General features: G+C 62.9%; 18 protein-coding genes. 7 read left to right on the top strand and 11 right to left on the bottom strand.

The genetic code is table 11. The annotated features are described in order from the left end of the window. From AC0L3O_RS29685 to AC0L3O_RS29675, 3 genes are all read left to right on the top strand, one after another. The coding region (locus tag AC0L3O_RS29685; protein WP_473617401.1) for a hypothetical protein at positions 1-207 on the top strand (207 nt) is incomplete at its 5' end. Next, on the top strand, positions 204-959 hold the full coding sequence (locus AC0L3O_RS29680; RefSeq protein ID WP_473535838.1) for a molybdopterin-synthase adenylyltransferase MoeB: 756 nt from the start codon (positions 204-206) through the stop codon (positions 957-959). The genes AC0L3O_RS29685 and AC0L3O_RS29680, both read left to right, overlap by 4 nt. 3 nt (positions 960-962) lie before the next feature. Continuing rightward, positions 963-1,445 (top strand): GNAT family N-acetyltransferase, encoded by a 483-nt coding sequence (locus AC0L3O_RS29675; protein WP_287281055.1) that lies wholly within the window; start codon positions 963-965, stop codon positions 1,443-1,445. Between the two features lie 28 nt (positions 1,446-1,473). On the opposite strand, the gene AC0L3O_RS29670 is transcribed toward AC0L3O_RS29675, so the two are convergent. Continuing rightward, on the bottom strand, positions 1,474-2,475 hold the full coding sequence (locus AC0L3O_RS29670) for a 2-hydroxyacid dehydrogenase (protein ID WP_023802130.1): 1,002 nt from the start codon (positions 2,473-2,475) through the stop codon (positions 1,474-1,476). A gap of 159 nt (positions 2,476-2,634) precedes the next feature. Here AC0L3O_RS29670 and AC0L3O_RS29665 point away from each other — a divergent pair, with 159 nt between their 5' ends. After that, positions 2,635-3,192, top strand: coding sequence for an SH3 domain-containing protein (locus tag AC0L3O_RS29665; RefSeq protein WP_473535839.1), 558 nt, complete (start codon positions 2,635-2,637; stop codon positions 3,190-3,192). A gap of 70 nt (positions 3,193-3,262) precedes the next feature. Here AC0L3O_RS29665 and irrA read toward each other — a convergent pair whose 3' ends face one another. Continuing rightward, on the bottom strand, positions 3,263-3,694 hold the full coding sequence (gene irrA / locus AC0L3O_RS29660; protein ID WP_023802128.1) for an iron response transcriptional regulator IrrA: 432 nt from the start codon (positions 3,692-3,694) through the stop codon (positions 3,263-3,265). 242 nt (positions 3,695-3,936) lie between these two features. On the opposite strand from irrA, the gene fabA reads away from it, so the two are divergent. The 3 genes from fabA (at position 3,937) to fabI (ending at position 6,613) form a co-directional block, all read left to right on the top strand. Further along, entirely contained in the window at positions 3,937-4,455 is a 519-nt protein-coding gene (fabA, locus tag AC0L3O_RS29655; RefSeq protein WP_023802127.1) for a 3-hydroxyacyl-[acyl-carrier-protein] dehydratase FabA, read from the top strand. A 113-nt stretch (positions 4,456-4,568) separates the two neighbouring features. Then, on the top strand, positions 4,569-5,789 hold the full coding sequence (gene fabB / locus AC0L3O_RS29650; RefSeq protein ID WP_023802126.1) for a beta-ketoacyl-ACP synthase I: 1,221 nt from the start codon (positions 4,569-4,571) through the stop codon (positions 5,787-5,789). Positions 5,790-5,800: 11 nt separating this feature from the next. Continuing rightward, positions 5,801-6,613 carry an enoyl-ACP reductase FabI gene (gene fabI, locus AC0L3O_RS29645; RefSeq protein ID WP_023802125.1) on the top strand — a complete coding sequence of 271 codons (813 nt, stop codon included), beginning with the start codon at positions 5,801-5,803 and terminating at the stop codon, positions 6,611-6,613. 137 nt (positions 6,614-6,750) lie between these two features. Here fabI and AC0L3O_RS29640 read toward each other — a convergent pair whose 3' ends face one another. From AC0L3O_RS29640 to nusA, 9 genes are all read right to left on the bottom strand, one after another. Next, entirely contained in the window at positions 6,751-7,764 is a 1,014-nt protein-coding gene (locus AC0L3O_RS29640; protein WP_473535840.1) for a class I SAM-dependent methyltransferase, read from the bottom strand. 91 nt (positions 7,765-7,855) lie between these two features. Further along, positions 7,856-10,003, bottom strand: a complete 2,148-nt coding sequence (gene pnp / locus AC0L3O_RS29635) for a polyribonucleotide nucleotidyltransferase (protein ID WP_473535841.1) — start codon at positions 10,001-10,003, stop codon at positions 7,856-7,858. A 405-nt stretch (positions 10,004-10,408) separates the two neighbouring features. After that, positions 10,409-10,783 (bottom strand): 30S ribosomal protein S15, encoded by a 375-nt coding sequence (gene rpsO, locus AC0L3O_RS29630; RefSeq protein WP_274609416.1) that lies wholly within the window; start codon positions 10,781-10,783, stop codon positions 10,409-10,411. Between the two features lie 77 nt (positions 10,784-10,860). Next, positions 10,861-11,955 (bottom strand): magnesium/cobalt transporter CorA, encoded by a 1,095-nt coding sequence (gene corA, locus AC0L3O_RS29625; RefSeq protein ID WP_473535842.1) that lies wholly within the window; start codon positions 11,953-11,955, stop codon positions 10,861-10,863. 43 nt (positions 11,956-11,998) lie between these two features. Next, a complete protein-coding gene (gene truB, locus AC0L3O_RS29620; RefSeq protein ID WP_287217761.1) occupies positions 11,999-12,961 on the bottom strand; it encodes a tRNA pseudouridine(55) synthase TruB in 963 nt (320 codons plus the stop codon). Continuing rightward, positions 12,961-13,398 (bottom strand): 30S ribosome-binding factor RbfA, encoded by a 438-nt coding sequence (gene rbfA / locus AC0L3O_RS29615; RefSeq protein ID WP_128169859.1) that lies wholly within the window; start codon positions 13,396-13,398, stop codon positions 12,961-12,963. The genes truB and rbfA overlap by 1 nt, the downstream gene beginning before the upstream one ends. Positions 13,399-13,629: 231 nt before the next feature. Next, positions 13,630-16,197 (bottom strand): translation initiation factor IF-2, encoded by a 2,568-nt coding sequence (gene infB, locus AC0L3O_RS29610; protein ID WP_023802118.1) that lies wholly within the window; start codon positions 16,195-16,197, stop codon positions 13,630-13,632. Next, positions 16,194-16,844: an RNA-binding protein gene (locus AC0L3O_RS29605; RefSeq protein ID WP_287175350.1), complete on the bottom strand. Its 651-nt coding sequence runs from the start codon at positions 16,842-16,844 to the stop codon at positions 16,194-16,196. The genes infB and AC0L3O_RS29605 overlap by 4 nt, the downstream gene beginning before the upstream one ends. A gap of 38 nt (positions 16,845-16,882) precedes the next feature. Continuing rightward, positions 16,883-18,478, bottom strand: coding sequence for a transcription termination factor NusA (gene nusA / locus AC0L3O_RS29600; protein ID WP_023802116.1), 1,596 nt, complete (start codon positions 18,476-18,478; stop codon positions 16,883-16,885). Positions 18,479-18,520: the final 42 nt, after the last annotated feature.

The following is an 18,520-nucleotide window of genomic DNA, read 5'->3' as shown; positions in this document are numbered from 1 at the left end:
ATTCACTATTCACTATTCACTATTCACTATTCACTATTCACTATTCACTATTCACTATTCACTATTCACTATTCACTGTTTACTATTCACTATTCACTATTCACCATTCAACCGCTGCGCACCCCGATGGCCAAGCCGATGGCAGGCTTTGGCAACGTGCATTACCGCCTGACAAGGTTTTTCTCCCGCTATATGGTCCGGCGATGATCACCACCGCGCTCACCGACGAAGAACTCGAACGCTACGCCCGCCACATCGTGCTGCCCGAGATCGGTGGCGCCGGCCAGCAGCGACTGAAGCGGGCTCGGGTCCTGGTCGTCGGCGCCGGCGGGCTGGGAGCGCCGGTGCTTGAATATCTTGCCGCAGCCGGCGTCGGCACGCTCGGCATCGTCGACGACGACAGCGTCTCGCTGTCGAACCTGCAAAGGCAGGTGATCCACGGCACCGGCGCTGTCGGCATGGCGAAGACCGACAGTGCCAAGGCGGCGATCGCCAGCATCAACCCCAACGTCGCCGTGGAACTACACAATCTCAGGCTGACGGCGGACAACGCCCCTGCCCTAGTCGCCGGTTATGACATCGTCGTCGACGGCTCCGACAATTTCGAAACCCGTTATGCGGTGGCCGACGCCTGCGCCGCGGAAAAGCGGCCGCTGGTCCATGCCGCCGTCGGCCGCTTCGACGGCTCGGTGACCGTGCTGAAACCGTTCGAGACCGGCACCGACGGCAGGCCGAATCCGAGTTATCGCGATCTTTTCCCGGAACCACCGCCGGCCGGCTTGGTGCCATCCTGCGCCGTGGCCGGCGTGCTCGGCGTGCTGACCGGCGTCGTCGGCACGCTGCAGGCCATGGAGGCGATCAAGCTGATCGCCGGCATCGGCGAGCCGCTGGTCGGCCGGCTGCTGCTTTACGATGCGTTGGCCGCGCGCTTCGACACGATCCGCTACAAGAGCAGCTAGATTTTGGGCAGCCTGGTTTCCGTCGCGCAGCTTCCGGCCGATTTCGAGCGTTGGGACGAGGTGCTGGCGCTGATCATGCGCGCCTTCGCTGCCATGGACGGCGTCATCGATCCGCCATCGTCAGCGCATCGGCTTACGGTCGAGAATCTCCGCGACAAGGCCCGGCAGGAGACGGGCTTTGCGGCGCTGAACGACGGCAGGATTGTCGGCTGCGTTTTTGTCCTCGAGCGGGCCAACGATTTCTATGTCGGAAAGCTCGCGGTCGAACCGGACTTTCAGGGACAAGGCATTGCCAGGCGGCTGATGCAAGCTGTCGAGGACCTTGCCCGCGACCGCGGCAAGCCTGCGATCGAGCTTCAGACGCGGATCGAATTGACCGGGAATCACGCGGCCTTTGCCCGCCTTGGCTTTCGCGAAACGAAACGGACGGCGCACAGTGGCTATGACCGACCGACCTCGATCACCATGCGCAAGGTGCTTTTGTAAGTATACGCTAATTTAAGATGGCAGCCGGTCACGTCCGCAGCGGCAGTACGCGATCCGGCGGCCGATGGCCATCGAAGAAGGCGCGGATGTTGATGATCACCTTCTCGCCCATGTCGATCCGGCCTTCGAGCGTCGCCGACCCCATATGCGGCAACAGCACGACCTTGCCCTTGGCGGCGAGCTTCAGCAATTTGCTGTTCAGCGCCGGCTCATGCTCGTAGACGTCGAGCCCGGCGCCGGCAATCTTGCCGTCCTGGATCAGCTTGACCAGAGAGTCCTCGTCGATAATGTCGCCGCGCGCCGTGTTGACGATGTAAGCGGACGGTTGCAGAAGCGCCAGCCGCCGCGCCGAAAGCAGATGGAAGGTCGCCGGCGTCGACGGACAATTGACCGAAATGATGTCCATGCGGGCAAGCATCTGGTCGAGGCTTTCCCAATAGGTCGCCTCCAGCTCATCCTCGACCGCGGCAAGCACGCGATGGCGGTTGTGATAGTGGATCGACAGGCCAAACGCCTTGGCCCGCCGGGCGACGGCGGTGCCGATGCGGCCCATGCCGACAATGCCGAGGCGTTTGCCCCAGATACGCCGGCCGAGCATCCAGGTCGGCGACCAGCCGGCCCATTTCTTGTCGCCGGTCAGCACATTGGCGCCTTCCGCCAGCCGCCGCGGCACCGCCAGCATCAGCGCCATGGTCATGTCGGCGGTATCTTCGGTCAGCACGTTCGGCGTGTTGGTGACGGTAATGCCCTTCTTCGCTGCTGCTGACACGTCGATCTTGTCGACGCCGTTGCCGAAATTGGCGATCAGCTTGAGGTTGTCGCCGGCCTGAGCGATCAGCGCCGCGTCGATTTGATCGGTTATGGTCGGCACCAGCACGTCGGCTTCCTTGACCGCCGCGACCAGTTCCGGCTGCGTCATCGGCCGGTCTTCGACATTCAGCCGGGCGTCGAACAGCTCACGCATGCGGGTCTCGACCGGGTCGGGCAGCTTGCGCGTGATGACGACGAGGGGCCTTTTTCTGCCTACCATTGTTTCCTCGAACCCGACCTCGTTGAGACCTCTTTAACCAAGACAGGCGAAACTGCAGGCCGGTCGCGGTGCCAGTTCTCCATGTAACAAGAGGTTCCGCCGAAGACAAAGAAAAAGGGGGCGCCAAGGCCGATGAGCCGGCGCCGAAAGGGAACGAAAGTGTCTGGTTTCGCGTCGCTCCGCCTGGCCCTCAGCGCAGCATTTCTCGGCGCTCTGCTTTATTCCCCGGATGTGGTGGCACAGAATGCGGCAGCACCGACCCAGAGCGTCACGCTCGGGCCGAGCGGCCTGCCGCTGCCGCGCTTCGTCAGCCTGAAAGCCGGCCGCGTCAACTCCCGCGTCGGACCAGGCGTCAACTATTCCGTCGACTGGATGTATATGAAGCCCGGCCTGCCGATGGAGATCATTCAGGAATTCGACACCTGGCGTCGGGTGCGCGATGCCGACGGCTCGGAAGGCTGGATCAACCAGTCGCTGCTTTCCGGTCGCCGCACGGCGATCGTAGCACCCTGGCAGCGCGGCAAGGATGCCCGAATCAACCTTCTCGACGACCCGCAAAAGGATGCCGGCATCGTCGCAATCGTCGAGCCGGGCGCCATGGGCACGATCAAGTCCTGTGACGGCGAGTGGTGCGAAATGACCTTCAATGGCCACACCGGCTGGCTCGCCCAGTCGCTGGTCTGGGGCGCCTATCCCGGCGAACGCGTCAAGGACTGACTCTTCTTGCCGATCGAGTCCGGAGGCCGATACCGGCGAAACGGTATCTCGCGGCCTTATGACGAGCCGATCACTCGCAGCGTTTGGGACGCAGCCTCACGACGATATCGACATTGGCGATCTCCATCCCCTCCGGTGGCTCCGGCAGGTTGGAAACCGTGACAGGACCGCTGGCGATGTCGAAAATCCTGTTTTCGCCCTCAATGTAGAAATGATGGTGATCGGAGGTGTTGGTGTCGAAGTAGGTCTTCGACCCCTCGACGGCCAGGATGCGCAGAAGGCCCGCCTGGGTGAATTGATGAAGGGCGTTGTAGACGGTGGCGAGCGATACCGGCACGCCGGCGGCGATCGCCTCCTCGTGCAGTTCCTCGGCCGACAGATGGCGGTCGCCTTTGGCAAAAAGCAGATCGGCCAGCGCAATGCGCTGACGCGTCGGCCTCAGGCCAGCTTCGCGAACCCGCTTGTCCACAGCGACATTTTCCTTCCGGCAGCCCAGATCCATCTATCCGTCCAAGCTCAAGATTCGCCTCAAGAGCTGCCCAGAACGGCAAAAAACGAACATTGACCGAACCTGGACATCCCCCGACATATATTCTGTCGGCCGAATACGATCAATAGCGCGCATTGACCGTGGCAGGCGGGCAGGTTAAGCGCAAACGCCGGTTTCCGGCCGGAAATAGATTGTGCTAGGAACCAACGACAAGGGCGCGCTACCGCCCGGATGATTATTGGGGACGGAGACTGATGGCGGTTTCGAAATCCAGCTACGATTACGAGGAACTGCTTGCCTGCGCCCGCGGCGAGCTGTTCGGACCTGGAAACGCCCAGCTCCCCTATCCGCCGATGCTGATGTTCGACCGCATCACCGAAATCAGCGAGACTGGCGGCGCCTTCGACAAGGGCTTCATCCGCGCCGAGTTCGACATCAAGCCGGACCTGTGGTTTTTCGCCTGCCACTTCATCGGCAACCCGATCATGCCGGGATGCCTGGGCCTCGACGCCATGTGGCAATTGACGGGATTCTACCTCGGCTGGCTCGGCGAGCCGGGCAAGGGCATGGCGCTGTCGACCGGCGAAGTGAAATTCAAAGGCATGGTGACGCCGTCGGTCAAGAAGGTAGAATATGGCGTGGATTTCAAGCGCGTGATGCGCGGCCGGCTGGTGCTGGGTATCGCTGACGGCTGGCTGAAGGCGGATGGCGAACCCATATACGCAGCAACGGATCTCAAGGTGGGTCTGTCCAAGCAATCGGCCGCCGCCTGACCGGCGCCTGCGCAGCGCGGCGAGCCCGCGGGAGGCGCAAAGGAAGCTGTAGAACTTAATTTGCGCATCCTTGTCCGGCAGGTTTCGGGTTCATGCGCTGGAAGGAGTTGCGAATGAGACGGGTCGTAGTGACAGGCCTCGGCATCGTGTCGTCGATCGGCAACAATGCCAACGAGGTGCAGGCCTCGCTGCATGATGCCAGATCCGGCATCAGCTTCTCCGATTCCTTCGCCGAACACGGCTTCCGCTGCCAGGTCTGGGGAGCGCCGACGCTCGACCCCTCGGCGCTGATCGATCGCCGCGCCATGCGCTTCCTGTCGCAAGGTGCGGCCTGGAACCATGTCGCCATGGACCAGGCTATCGTGGACGCTGGACTTGGCGAGAGCGACATCACCAATGAGCGCACAGGTATCGTCATGGGATCGGGCGGACCATCGACCAGAACCATCGTCGAAGCCGCTGAAACCACGCTCAAGAACGGCAGCCCCAAGCGAATCGGCCCGTTCGCGGTGCCGAAGGCGATGTCGTCGACCGCTTCGGCGACGCTCGCCACCTGGTTCAAGATCCACGGCGTCAATTATTCGATCTCTTCGGCCTGCTCGACCTCGGCGCATTGCATCGGCAATGGCTACGAACTGATCCAGTGGGGCAAGCAGGACATGATCTTCGCCGGCGGCCATGAGGATCTCGACTGGACGATGTCGGACCTGTTCGACGCGATGGGCGCCATGTCCTCCAAGTTCAACGACCGGGCATCGGCTGCCTCGCGCGCCTATGACGTCGATCGCGACGGCTTCGTCATTGCCGGCGGCGCCGGCGTGCTGGTCCTGGAAGAGCTCGAGCACGCCAAGGCGCGCGGCGCCAAGATCTACGCCGAGGTCGTCGGCTATGGCGCGACCTCGGACGGCTTCGACATGGTGGCGCCCTCGGGCGAAGGCGCGGTGCGCTGCATGCGGCAGGCGCTGGCGACCGTCTCTTCGCCGGTCGACTACATCAACACGCACGGCACCTCGACGCCGGTCGGCGATTCCAGGGAAATGGGCGCGATCCGCGAGGTGTTCGGCGAAAACATGCCGTTCATCACCTCGACGAAATCACTGACCGGCCACTCGCTGGGTGCGGCCGGCGTGCAGGAATCGATCTACTCGATCCTGATGATGCAAGGCGGCTTCATCGGCGAGAGCGCCCATATCGAGCAGCTCGATCCGGAATTCGAGGGTATGCCGATCGTGCGAGAGCGCATCGACGATGCCAGGATCGACACCGTCTTGTCCAACTCGTTCGGTTTCGGCGGCACCAACGCAACGCTGATTTTCCAGCGCTATTCCGCATAAGGACTGCCGCCATGGACGGATTGATGAAGGGCAAGCGCGGGCTTGTCATGGGTGTCGCCAACGACCATTCGATCGCCTGGGGCATCGCCCGGAAACTGTCCGAACATGGGGCGGAACTCGCCTTCACCTATCAGGGCGAAGCCTTCGGGCGCCGGGTCAAGCCGCTCGCCGACAAGCTCGGCTCCTCGCTGGTCGTGCCTTGCGACGTCGAGGACAGCGCATCGGTTGCCGCTACCTTCGAGACCTTGGGCGAGGCCTGGGGCGGCCTGGACTTCGTCGTCCACGCCATCGGCTTTTCCGACAAGAACGAGCTGAAAGGCCTTTACGCCGACACCAGCCGCGACAATTTCGTCCGCACCATGGTCATCTCCTGCTATTCCTTCACCGAGGTCGCCCGTCATGCGGCCGCGCTGATGAAGGACGGCGGCTCGATGATCACACTGACCTATGCCGGTTCGGTCCGCGTCATGCCGAACTACAACGTCATGGGCGTCGCCAAGGCCGGGCTTGAAGCCAGCGTCCGCTATCTCGCCAACGACTACGGCCCGCGCGGCATCAGGGTGAACGGCATATCCGCCGGACCGGTGCGGACACTGGCCGGCGCCGGGATTTCCGACGCACGCCACATGTTTTCCTACCAGCAGCGCAATTCGCCGCTGCGCCGCACAGTGACCATCGACGAAGTCGGTGGTTCCGCGCTCTATCTGCTGTCCGACCTGTCGTCGGGCGTCACCGGCGAAATCCACTATGTCGATTCCGGCTACCACATCGTCTCGATGCCGGCGCTCGACGAGCTGAAGCGGACCGACAGCGGACGAGAGTAATTCGGCCGCAGAAGATGCCTTAAAGCGCGTCGCGTTTGAATGGATTCATGCGCTTTAAGTTCTTGTTTATGCATGTCGTTATCGCAAAACCGCTGCGCACTTTTGCGCGACATGCATTGGTCCCCGTGAACCAGCCTTCAGCGGCGCGCCGCGAAAATCTTGAACATGCCGTCGCGGGCGATCTCGGCATGGCTGGAGAAGGCGGCCGCCAGCACCGGCTCGTAGGGAAGCTGGCGGTTCGCCACCATGAACAGCCGACCGCCCGGCTTCAGCGCCTTTGCCGCGGCGCGGATCATGCCGGCGCCGATCTCGGGCTCGGCCGCCCGGCTGCGATGGAAGGGCGGGTTCAAGGCGACGGCGTCATAGCGCCGCTCGACCGGCTCGCTCAAAAGATCGATCCAGAAGAAACCGGGTTCCGCCGCTGTGTTGCCGATATTGAATTTCGCCGCCTCCAGCGCATCGAACTCGGCCTCGTAGAGATCGAGCGCCGATATGCCAGGTGAGCGGGCGGCGACCTCGGCCGCCACATAGCCCCAGCCGGCGCAGAAATCGGCAACGCTGCCACGCAGGTCGCCGGGCAGATTGTCGACCAGCAATCTCGAACCTGCATCGATCTTGTCGAAAGAAAACATGCCTGGTGCGGTGCGGAACCGATCCTCGACCAGAAGGGCTGGATTGGCGGCGCGAAGTGCCGCTGCGACCGCGGCATCGGCAGGTTGATGAAACCAGAAGGCGATGCCGTGATGTTTCGGCAAATGGCCGTCGAGCGGCACAAGCTCGTCGATGCGCTTGCGCAGGCTGGCAATGCCATCGTCCTTGGCGCCGGCAACGACAATCGATCCGCCCGGCCGCACACGCTCAATCGCCTCGGCGATGCGCAATTCGTTCTGCCCGCGATGGCGGCCGGCAAGCACCAATGCCGCATCGAAACCTTCGCCCTCCAGGCGCGGCGTGACGGTGAAACCGGCCGCCTGCAGCGCGCGAAAGTGCGGCCGGAAGCCTTGCACCAGATGCAGTGCTGCATCAAAACCTTCGGGCAGGCGGAAGCCCGGCTCAGCGCCCAGAAAGAGGACACGCTCGCCCTTACGCGGCAAGGCAACAGCCTCGGCCTCGAACGGATGGAACAGTGTCTTCAGCGGCTCGGCGGACATTTTTCGATCTCGAAGTGCAGCTGGCTTGACCAGAAAATGAAAGCGGGCGCGACCTGTCGGCGCGCCCGTTTCGATTGTACGGTCAGATCGCTCAGGCGGCGTCTTCTTCGCCGTCGGCCTTCTTGTCGCGGGCGATTTCCTTGCCGGTGGCCTGGTCGACAACCTTCATCGACAGGCGGACCTTGCCGCGCTCATCGAAGCCCATCAGCTTGACCCAGACCTTGTCGCCTTCCTTGACGACGTCCGAAGTCTTGGCGACGCGATCATTGGCGAGCTGCGAGATGTGGACGAGGCCGTCACGCGGACCGAAGAAGTTAACGAAAGCGCCGAAGTCGGCGGTCTTGACGACCGTGCCCTCGTAGATTTCGCCGACTTCCGGCTCGGCGACGATGGTGTGGATCCACTTCTTCGCCGCCTCGATCTCCTTGGCGTTGGACGAAGCGATCTTGACCGTGCCGTCGTCCTCGATGTTGATCTTGGCGCCGGTCTTTTCGACGATCTCGCGGATGACCTTGCCGCCCGAGCCGATCACGTCGCGGATCTTGTCGGTCGGGATGTGCATGACCTCGATGCGCGGCGCGAATTCGCCGAGTTCGGAGCGCGCGCCGGACAGCGCATGGCCCATTTCGCCGAGGATATGCTGGCGGCCGTCCTTGGCCTGATCCAGCGCGATCTTCATGATCTCCTCGGTGATGCCCTCGATCTTGATGTCCATCTGCAGCGAGGTAATGCCGTTGGCGGTGCCGGCAACCTTGAAGTCCATGTCGCCGAGATGGTCCTCGTCGCCGAGGATGTCGGAGAGCACCGCGAAGCGCTCGCCTTCCTTGATCAGGCCCATGGCGATGCCGGCGACCGGCTTGGCCAGCGGCACACCGGCATCCATCAGCGCCAGCGAGGTGCCGCAGACGGTAGCCATCGACGACGAGCCGTTGGACTCGGTGATCTCCGAAACGACGCGCAGCGTGTAGGGGAACTGGTCCGATGTCGGCAGCATCGGGCGGATCGCGCGCCAGGCGAGCTTGCCGTGGCCGATCTCGCGGCGGCCGGGCGACCCCATGCGACCGGTTTCACCGACCGAATAGGGAGGGAAGTTGTAGTGAAGGAGGAACTTTTCCTTGTACATGCCGGTCAGCGAATCGACATACTGCTCGTCCTCGCCGGTGCCGAGCGTGGCGACGACCAGCGCCTGGGTCTCGCCGCGGGTGAACAGCGCCGAGCCGTGGGTGCGCGGCAGGACGCCGACTTCGGAGACGATCTTGCGAACCGTCTTCAGATCGCGGCCGTCGATGCGCGAACCGGTGTCGAGGATGTTCCAGCGCACGACCTTGGCCTGGAGCTCCTTGAACACGGTGCCAATCTGCTCGGACGTATACTTGGCTTCTTCGCCTTCGGCGGGTGCGAACGCAGCCTTGACCTTCGCCTTGACGGCGTCGACGGCGGCATAGCGCTTCTGCTTGTCGGTGATCTTGTAGGCATCGCGAAGCTCGCTTTCGACGATCTTCAGCATCTCGGCTTCAAGCGCCGAATAATCCGGCGCGGTGAAGTCACGCGGATCCTTGGCGGCGACTTCTGCCAGCTTGATGATGGCGTCGATCACCGGCTGGAAGCCGCGATGGCCGAACATGACGGCGCCGAGCATCAGATCCTCGCCGAGTTCCTTGGCTTCGGACTCGACCATCAGCACGGCGTCGGAGGTGCCGGCGACGATCAGGTCAAGCTTGGATTCCTGCATCTCGTCGACATGCGGATTGAGCACATATTCGCCGTTGATGTAGCCGACGCGGGCGCCGCCGATCGGACCCATGAAAGGGACGCCGGACAGCGTCAAAGCCGCCGAGGTGGCGACGATCGACAGGATGTCCGGGTCGTTTTCGAGATCATGCTGGACCACGGTGACAACGATCTGCGTGTCGTTCTTGTAACCGTCAGCGAAGAGTGGGCGGATCGGCCGGTCGATGAGACGGGAAACCAGCGTTTCCTTTTCGCTCGGACGGCCTTCGCGCTTGAAATAGCCGCCCGGGATCTTGCCGGCGGCATAGGTCTTTTCCTGGTAGTTGACGGTCAGCGGGAAGAAGTCGAGGCCGGGTTTTGGTTCCTTCATCGAAACGACGGTGGCGAGAACCTTGGTTTCGCCGTAGGTGGCGAGCACCGCGCCGTCAGCCTGGCGCGCAATCTTGCCGGTTTCGAGGATGAGCGGACGGCCGCCCCATTCGATTTCCACTTTGTGGTGATTGAACATGTCTTGTCCTTCATATGCGGAAAGGGCCGCGCCATTTCACCGTGCGCGAATGCCCCTTTCCCTTGGCTTCGTTCTCGGGCAGCCACGGGCAAGACAACGGGAAGCTCGGGTAAATCCGGCGCGGGTGCCGCGCGAGCGTCCTGCAATCCTGCCCCATGACCGTCCATGGGCGGTTTCGAATGGCCCTGTGCTATCTCGAAACCGGGTCTGGCCAATCGATCCGACTGGCCTTGCGCACGACCCGAGAACCGCGGCTCTCGGAAATGCCTTGCGCAAATTCAAAGTTTCAGAGCGTCCCATGTGCGCGTCCAAATCGAAGCGCGGCGCTCTACTTCCTTCATTGGAGCAATGGACTGCTCCAATGCGCGACCGGCGGGCTCTCGAAAGAACCCGCCGGTCAATTCGTCAACGGCGCAGACCGAGCTTCTCGATCAGCGTCTGATAGCGCGCGTCGTCCTTGCGCTTGAGATAATCAAGCAGGCTGCGGCGCTGGGAGACGAGAGCGAGCAGACCACGGCGGGAATGGTTATCCTTCTTGTGGTCCTTGAAATGGTCGGTCAGGTTCTTGATGCGCTCGGAAAGGATGGCCACCTGGACTTCCGGAGACCCGGTATCGCCCTTGGCGGTTGCGAATTCACCCATCAATTCCTTCTTGCGCTCGGCAGTAATCGACATCGTGTTTTTCCTTATCTGTTTGAGGAAACGGGACGCCCTCGGCCGGGATGTCGTCCAGCAGGGGCCGGTACAAGCAACGTGGCATTGCACGATGCTGCGGCGCATATAGGGCAATTCAGGCAAAAACACCAGCCCAATTCACAAGCCGGCTTTTTGCTGCACAAACGAAGATTTCGCCTCGGCTAAAGCCACTTCTTCCATCTGAAGAAGGCGACAAGCCCGAGCGCGACAACGGCCATGAACACCAGCGCTGCCGGATAGCCGTATTGGGCCTTCAGCTCCGGCATGTTCCATGGCGAGGCTTCGGGGTCGAAGTTCATGCCCCACACGCCAGCGAGAAAGGTGAGCGGGATGAAGATCACCGAGACGATCGTCAGATAGCTGATGACGTCGCTGGTGCGTGCCTGACTCAGCGACAGATGCATCTCGATCAGACCGGTCAGCATGTCGCGCTGGGTTTCGACCAGTTCGATGAGCCGAAGCGAGTGATCGAGCGTGTCGTTCAGGAAGATCTTGGTCTCGGGCTTGACGTAGGGCACGTCGTTGCGGATCAGCGTCGCCAGCGCGTCGCGCATCGGCCAAAGCACCCCCTTCAGCACATTGGCGTCGCGCCGCAACTCGTGAAGCCGCCGCATCTGGTGCTTGTCCGCCGCGCGCAGCATCTGGTCCTCGATGCTGTCGACCAAATCGCCGGCGGACTCGATCGGCGGGAAATAACTGTCGACGATGGCGTCGATCAGCGCATAGGCGAGATAGTCGGCGCCGCGTGAGCGCAGCCGGTTGGGCATCGAGCTTTCGATGCGCTTGCGCACGGGATCGAACGGATCGCCTTCGCGCTCCTGGAAGGTGACGACGAAGTTCCTGCCGAAGAAGACCGCGATCTGCTCGTAGCGATGCGCGGTGACGTCGTCGATCATCCTGACGACGACGAAGGCATGGTCCTCGAAGAAGTCCACCTTCGGCCGCTGGCCGGTGTTGACGACGTCTTCCAGCGCCAGCGGATGCAGGCTGAAAATCCGGCCGATCTCCTCGATCAGCGGGATGTTGGCGAGACCAGTGCAATCGAGCCAGATGACCGGCCATGCGTTGCAATGAGCATTCAGGTCGTTGATGCTGGCATCTTCGATTGTCTCGAATTTGTCGGGCGACATCAGTGTCAGTCGCAGTTCGCTGCGCCGCGCCGCAGGGTCGGCGATCAGTGTGCCTGGTGATGCGCCGATCGGCGGCCGCCGTGCTGTCACCGGCGCCCGCTTCCTGATCGTCTCGGCCTTTGCCATGTGCCCCTCGAATGTACCTCTGATCGAGATTAGACGAGGGGGCTCAGCCGGCAAAGACCCGCTTCGGCTTGAACATGCCTTGCTCGATGGCGCCGATGGCGACCAGCTTGCCGCGCGCCGTGGCGCAGGCTTCCTCGGCTTCCACCGGCGCGTCGCGGCCACGGATAATGACCGGGTTGCCGAGGCGGATTTTTGTTGCCGCGTCGTCGCTGATCGCGATCTGCGGCAGGCAGTCGAGCGCGGCTGACGTGTCGACCAGAAACGCGTCGATGGCGTCGAAGTCGACCGGCACCGTGTCCGCTGAATCCGAACCCTCATCGGGCTGTTCGCCGAAGCGGGCGGCTTCCAGCTCGGCGATGGTGACGAAGTCTTCCTGCGTGAACGGCTCGACCTCGATCCGGCGCAGTTCGGCGATGTGACCGAAACAGCCGAGATCGCGGCCCATGTCGCGGGCCAGCGAGCGGACATAGGTGCCCTTGCCGCATTCGACCTCGAAAATGGTGCTGTCAGCACTGTGCTCGATCAGGTCGAGGCGGCCGATCTCGACTTCCCGCGCCGGAATGTCGACCGTCGCGCCGTCGCGGGCAAGATCATAGGCGCGCTCGCCGGCGATCTTGATGGCCGAAAATTGCGGCGGCGTCTGCATGATGACGCCGGTGTATTTCGGCATCAGCAAAAGCACATCGGCTTCAGCCGGACGCTGGTCGGAGCTTTTCGTCACCGGCCCTTCGAGGTCATCGGTCGAACGCTCCTCACCCCAGGCAACCGTGAAGCGGTAGACCTTGGCGCCATCCTGGACATAGGGGACGGTCTTGGTCGCTTCGCCGAGCGCGATCGGCAGCATGCCGGAAGCGAGCGGGTCGAGCGTGCCGGCATGGCCGGCCTTTTCCGCCTGGAACAGCCATTTGATCTTGGAGACGGCTTCGGTCGAACCCATGCCGACGGGTTTGTCCAGCACCAGCCAGCCGGAGATCGGCCGACCCTTCTTCTTGCCGCGACGCGCCACTATTTTTCGTCCTTGTCGTTGTCTTTGTTCTGGTCGCCGATCTGGGCGTCTGGGCCGAGATCGCGCGCCACTTCGGGCGAGTGCAACAATTCGTTGATCTTCTGGAAATTGTCGTAGCTGGTGTCGAGCCGGAAGCGGAATTCCGGCATGTACTTCATCTGCCGGAGCGCGCCGGAAACGCGGCCGCGCACGAATTTCGCATGCTTGTTGAGCGCCTCGACCACCGCATCGGCATCACTGGCGCCAAGCGGCGAGACGAAAGCGGTGGCGATCTTCAGATCGGGCGACATGCGCACCTCCGAGACCGAAACCACCGAATTCTCGATCAGCGGATCGAGGATCTCGCCACGTTGCAAGGTTTCCGACAGCGCATGCCGCACCTGCTCGCCGACGCGAAGCATGCGCTGGGATGGACCTGACGTGGTTGAACGGGGCATTTTTCTCTATCCTGAAATCGTGAGGCACGGGATGGGACCGCGCCGCATGTCTCATATGCTTTAAAGCCTGATCCATCCCGATAGAAATCGGAATGGATCAGGCTCTATTTTTTGTTGACCATGATCTTCTCCGAAAACCGGATACCACTTTTCGGGATCATGGTTTAGGCGGCAGCCTTTCGACCACCGCCCGGTCTGTAAATGCTCGAACTCAAGTTGCTCGAACTCAGCTCAGAGCGTCCTGGTCACCATCTCGACGCGGAAGCACTCGATGACGTCGCCGACGCGCATGTCTTCGTAGTTCTGGAAGGCCATGCCGCATTCCTGGCCACCCGGAACCTCCGCAACTTCGTCCTTGAAGCGCTTCAGCGTCTTCAGCGTGCCTTCGTGGATGACGACGTTGTCGCGGATCAGGCGAACGCCCGCACCGCGCTCGACCTTGCCTTCGGTGACACGGCAGCCGGCGATCTTGCCGACCTTGGTGATGTCGAAGATCTCGAGGATCTCGGCATTGCCGATGAAGGTCTCGCGACGCTCCGGCGACAGCAGGCCGGACAGCGCCGCCTTCACGTCATCCACGAGGTTGTAGATGATCGAGTAATAGCGGATCTCGATGCCTGCGGCCGCAGCCGCCGCACGCGCCTGCACATTGGCGCGAACGTTGAAGCCGATGATTGCGGCGCCCGAGGTTTCCGCCAGCGAGACATCGCTTTCGGTGATGCCGCCGGCGCCCGCATGAACGATGCGCGCACGCACCTCGTCGGTGCCGAGCTTGTCCAGCGCTGCGCTGATCGCCTCGATCGAGCCCTGCACGTCGCCCTTGATGACCAGCGGGAATTCCTTCAGCCCGCTCGTCTGCAGTTGCGACATCATCTGTTCGAGCGAACCACGCTGGCCGGCATGCTTGGCCACCGCCTTCTCACGCGCCAGACGCTGGCGATATTCGGTGATCTCGCGGGCGCGGGCCTCGTTGTTGACGACGGCGAAGCGGTCGCCGGCCTGCGGGGTTCCCTGCAGACCGAGCACTTCCACGGGCATCGCCGGCGGCGCTTCCTTGATCTGCCCGCCACGGTCGTTGACCAGCGCGCGCACCCGGCCCCATTCGTTACCGGCAACGAGGATGTCGCCAGGCATCAGCGTGCCGGTCTGGACCAGCACCGTGGCGACGGGGCCGCGGCCCTTGTCGAGCTGAGCTTCGATGACGACGCCCTCGGCGGTGCGGTCCGGATTGGCCTTCAGGTCGAGGATTTCGGCCTGCAGCAGGATCGCTTCGAGCAGCTTGTCGAGATTGGTGCCCTTGGTCGCCGACACTTCGACGTCCAGCACCTCGCCGCCCATCGATTCGACGAAGACTTCGTGGCGCAGTAGTTCCGAGCGCACCTTCTGCGGGTCGGCGTCATGCTTGTCGATCTTGTTGATCGCCACAATGATCGGAACGCCGGCCGCCTTGGCATGGCTGATCGATTCGATCGTCTGCGGCATCACGCTGTCGTCGGCCGCCACTACCAGGATGGCGATGTCGGTCGCCTGAGCGCCACGGGCGCGCATTGCCGTGAAGGCGGCGTGGCCGGGCGTATCGATGAAGGTGATCTTGTTACCGTTCTTCTCGACCTGATAGGCGCCGATATGCTGGGTGATGCCGCCGGCCTCGCCGGACACAACATTGGCATTGCGGATGGCATCGAGCAGCGACGTCTTGCCGTGATCGACATGGCCCATGATGGTCACCACCGGCGGACGCGGCTCGAGATCCTCGGGACGATCGGCGATGTTGAAGAGGCCTTCCTCGATGTCGGACTCGGCGACGCGGCGAACCGTGTGGCCGAATTCGGTAGCGACCAGTTCGGCCGTGTCGGCGTCGATGACGTCGCCCGGCTTCAGGATCTGGCCCTGTTTCATGAAGAACTTGACCACATCGACGGCGCGCTCGGACATGCGCTGCGCCAGTTCCTGGATGGTGATGGTTTCGGGAAGTATCACTTCGCGCATGACTTTCTCGCGCGGTTCGTTATGCAGCGCGCGCTTGAATTTCTCCTGGCGCCGACGCATCGACGACAGCGAACGCGCACGCGCATCCTCATCGGAAAGTGCGGCATTCAGCGTCAGCTTGCCGCGGCGGCGATCTTCCTCGCCCTTGGTCGGCTTGGCCGGACGCGCCACTTCCGGCGTGACCGGACGGCGCACCGGGGCGCCGGCGCCGGTCCGCTTCGGCTTGATGTCCTCGTCGTCGACTGTCGCCAGTTCGGCAGTCAGCGGCGCGCGGCGGCGCGCCTCTTCCTCGGCACGCCGGCGGGACTCGGCCTCGGCCTGCAGCCGGGCTTCTTCCTCGGCTTGGCGGCGCGCGGATTCCTCGCGCTCGCGACGGCGGCGCTCTTCATCCTCGGCGCGGCGCTTGGCCTCGTCGATGGCGCGCTGGCGATCCTCGACGTCGCGCACCTTCGAACCCTCAAGAGCCCGGCGGCGCGCCTCCATTTCATCGCGCGACAATTGGTTCAGCACCATGCCGCCACGTTCGACCGGCGGCGGAGGCGGCGGCGCCTTGGGCGCTTCCTGCACAACCGGCGCTGCCGCGACCGGTGGCTTCGGGGTGAAGACGGACACAGGGGCAGCAGCCGGCTCCGGCTTGTCACCGGGCAGCGAGAACTTGCGCTTCTTGGTCTCGACCACGACCGCCTTGGTGCGGCCATGCGAGAAGCTCTGGCGCACGGTGCCCTGTTCCGTACCGGGGCGCTTCAGCGTCAAAGTCTTCTTCGGCGTAACACTCAACGTCTTGTCGTCGCCCGATTTCGTATCGCTCATTCCATATCCTCTGCGGCATCATCTTCGTCAGCAACGGCCGCAAGCATTGCCAGATCGTCCGGGGAACCGCCCCGATACCGGTCGAGCGCAACCATGCGCTTCTGGACCGCCCTGCCCGCGTCTCCCGCGAGAACGGCAGCATGTATCACATTTGTACCCCCCAATGCCAAGCTCAACTCGGCCTCGGAGAAAAGTTTGTAGGCAAGGATGGCGGGGCCACCGAGGTGGACGGTTGCCCGTCGCGCCTGGCTGATCTTGCGGACGCCGTCATCTGACGCCTCGGTCGCATGCAACACGAAAAGCGCCAGCCCGCCACGCACCGCGCTCTCGACCTTGGTGGCGCCGAGCGCGATCGCGCCTGCCTTGCGGGCAAGACCGAGCATGCCCAGAGCGTATCTGGAAAGCAGCCCGTCGACCATGTCGCCGAGATCGGTCGGCACGGTCACCTGCGCCTTGAAGGCGCGAGCGAACAGGTTTTTCGCTGCCGCCTTGTCGATATGTAGGCGGTCGGCAGTCACCCAGCAACCGCGTCCGGGCAGGTTTTTCTTGATATCCGGAACGACGGCCGAATCCGGGCCGACGACGAAACGGATCAGTTCATCCGGTTCGGCCTGTCTGCGCGTGACGATGCAAGTGCGATCGTTCATCTCGTCCAAGGGCGGCTTGTGTGCGATGCGGTTTCACCTCACGCACCAACGGCTTCGTCAGCCGGCACGTCTTCGGCTGCAAGCTCGTCTTCGGTGATCCAGCCGGCCTTGAGGCGAGCAGCCAGAACCATCTGTTCAGCATCGGCCCGCGACACGCCGTGATTGGCGAGCACGCCCGGGAATACCTTCGTCTCGCCGTCCTTGCGTTCCTTCCAGCCGGTCAGATCATCGGCTGCATAGCCGGCGAAATCCTCGATCGTCTTCACGCCATCCTCGCCGAGCGTCACCATCATGGCGGTGGTCACGCCTGGAATCTCACGCAACTCGTCCTTGACGCCGAGCGCCTTACGCTTCTCGTCATGCTCGGCTTCGATCTTCTCCAGATATTCGCGGGCGCGAGCCTGGATTTCCGAGGCGGTGTCCTCGTCGAAGCCATCGATCGACGCGATCTCGTCGGCATCGACATAGGCGACTTCCTCGACGCTGGTGAAGCCTTCGGAGGCGAGCACCTGGCCGACCATCTCGTCGACGTTGAGCGCATCCATGAACAGAGCCGAGCGTTCGACGAACTCCTTCTGGCGTCGCTCGCTCTCTTCCTGCTCGGTCAGGATGTCGATATCCCAGCCGGTGAGCTGCGAGGCGAGCCGGACGTTCTGGCCGCGGCGGCCGATGGCCAGCGACAGCTGGTCGTCCGGCACCACGACCTCGATGCGTTCGGCGTCCTCGTCGAGCACGACCTTGGCGACTTCCGCCGGCTGCAGCGCGTTGACGATGAAGGAAGCGGCCGAAGGCGACCACGGAATGATGTCGATCTTCTCGCCCTGCAATTCGCCGACCACCGCCTGAACGCGGCTGCCGCGCATGCCGACACAGGCGCCGACCGGATCGATGGAACTGTCACGCGAGATGACGGCGATCTTGGCGCGCGAACCCGGATCGCGGGCGACCGACTTGATCTCGATAATGCCGTCGTAGATTTCCGGCACTTCCATGGTGAACAGCTTCGCCATGAACTGCGGATGGGTGCGCGACAGGAATATCTGCGGACCGCGCTGCTCGCGGCGCACGTCATAGACATAGGCGCGGACGCGATCGCCATATTTGTAATTTTCGCGCGGGATCAGCTCGTCGCGACGGATTATCGCCTCACCGCGGCCGAGATCGACGATGACGTTGCCGTATTCGACGCGTTTGACAGTACCGTTGACGATCTCGCCGATACGGTCCTTGTACTCGTCGTACTGGCGGTCACGCTCGGCCTCGCGCACCTTCTGCACGATGACCTGCTTGGCCGACTGCGCGGCGATGCGGCCGAAATCCATCGGCGGCAGCTGTTCGGCAATGAAGTCGCCGAGCTGGGCGTCGGGATTGCGCTCACGCGCCGAGGATATGGCGATCTGCGTCGCATAGTCGTCGACCTTCTCCACCACTTCCATCAGCCGCTGCAGCTTCATCTCGCCGGTATTCGGATTGATGTCGGCACGGATGTTGGTTTCCTGGCCATAGCGCGAGCGCGCCGCCTTCTGGATCGCATCGGCCATGGCGGCGATGACGATCGACTTGTCGATCGACTTCTCACGCGCGACCGCATCGGCGATCTGCAGCAGTTCAAGCCTGTTTGCGCTTACAACCATCTTTTTTCTCCCGAGCTTGTTGCCGAGCCTTTGCGCCCGGCA

The sequence above is a fragment of the Mesorhizobium sp. WSM4810 genome (assembly GCF_055811235.1).
This window is presented reverse-complemented; position numbering and strand designations above follow the sequence as displayed.

Bases quoted from the DNA above. Each gene is read 5' to 3' on its own strand.
- irrA (WP_023802128.1), bottom strand. From the start codon at position 3,694: ATGGATCTGGGCTGCCGGAAGGAAAATGTCGCTGTGGACAAGCGGGTT.
- fabI (WP_023802125.1), top strand. From the start codon at position 5,801: ATGGACGGATTGATGAAGGGCAAGCGCGGGCTTGTCATGGGTGTCGCC.
- AC0L3O_RS29670 (WP_023802130.1), bottom strand. From the start codon at position 2,475: ATGGTAGGCAGAAAAAGGCCCCTCGTCGTCATCACGCGCAAGCTGCCC.
- nusA (WP_023802116.1), bottom strand. From the start codon at position 18,478: ATGGTTGTAAGCGCAAACAGGCTTGAACTGCTGCAGATCGCCGATGCG.
- rpsO (WP_274609416.1), bottom strand. From the start codon at position 10,783: ATGCGCCGCAGCATCGTGCAATGCCACGTTGCTTGTACCGGCCCCTGC.
- fabA (WP_023802127.1), top strand. From the start codon at position 3,937: ATGGCGGTTTCGAAATCCAGCTACGATTACGAGGAACTGCTTGCCTGC.
- rbfA (WP_128169859.1), bottom strand. From the start codon at position 13,398: ATGCCCCGTTCAACCACGTCAGGTCCATCCCAGCGCATGCTTCGCGTC.
- corA (WP_473535842.1), bottom strand. From the start codon at position 11,955: ATGGCAAAGGCCGAGACGATCAGGAAGCGGGCGCCGGTGACAGCACGG.
- fabB (WP_023802126.1), top strand. From the start codon at position 4,569: ATGAGACGGGTCGTAGTGACAGGCCTCGGCATCGTGTCGTCGATCGGC.
- AC0L3O_RS29640 (WP_473535840.1), bottom strand. From the start codon at position 7,764: ATGTCCGCCGAGCCGCTGAAGACACTGTTCCATCCGTTCGAGGCCGAG.
- AC0L3O_RS29680 (WP_473535838.1), top strand. From the start codon at position 204: ATGATCACCACCGCGCTCACCGACGAAGAACTCGAACGCTACGCCCGC.
- AC0L3O_RS29605 (WP_287175350.1), bottom strand. From the start codon at position 16,844: ATGAACGATCGCACTTGCATCGTCACGCGCAGACAGGCCGAACCGGAT.
- infB (WP_023802118.1), bottom strand. From the start codon at position 16,197: ATGAGCGATACGAAATCGGGCGACGACAAGACGTTGAGTGTTACGCCG.
- pnp (WP_473535841.1), bottom strand. From the start codon at position 10,003: ATGTTCAATCACCACAAAGTGGAAATCGAATGGGGCGGCCGTCCGCTC.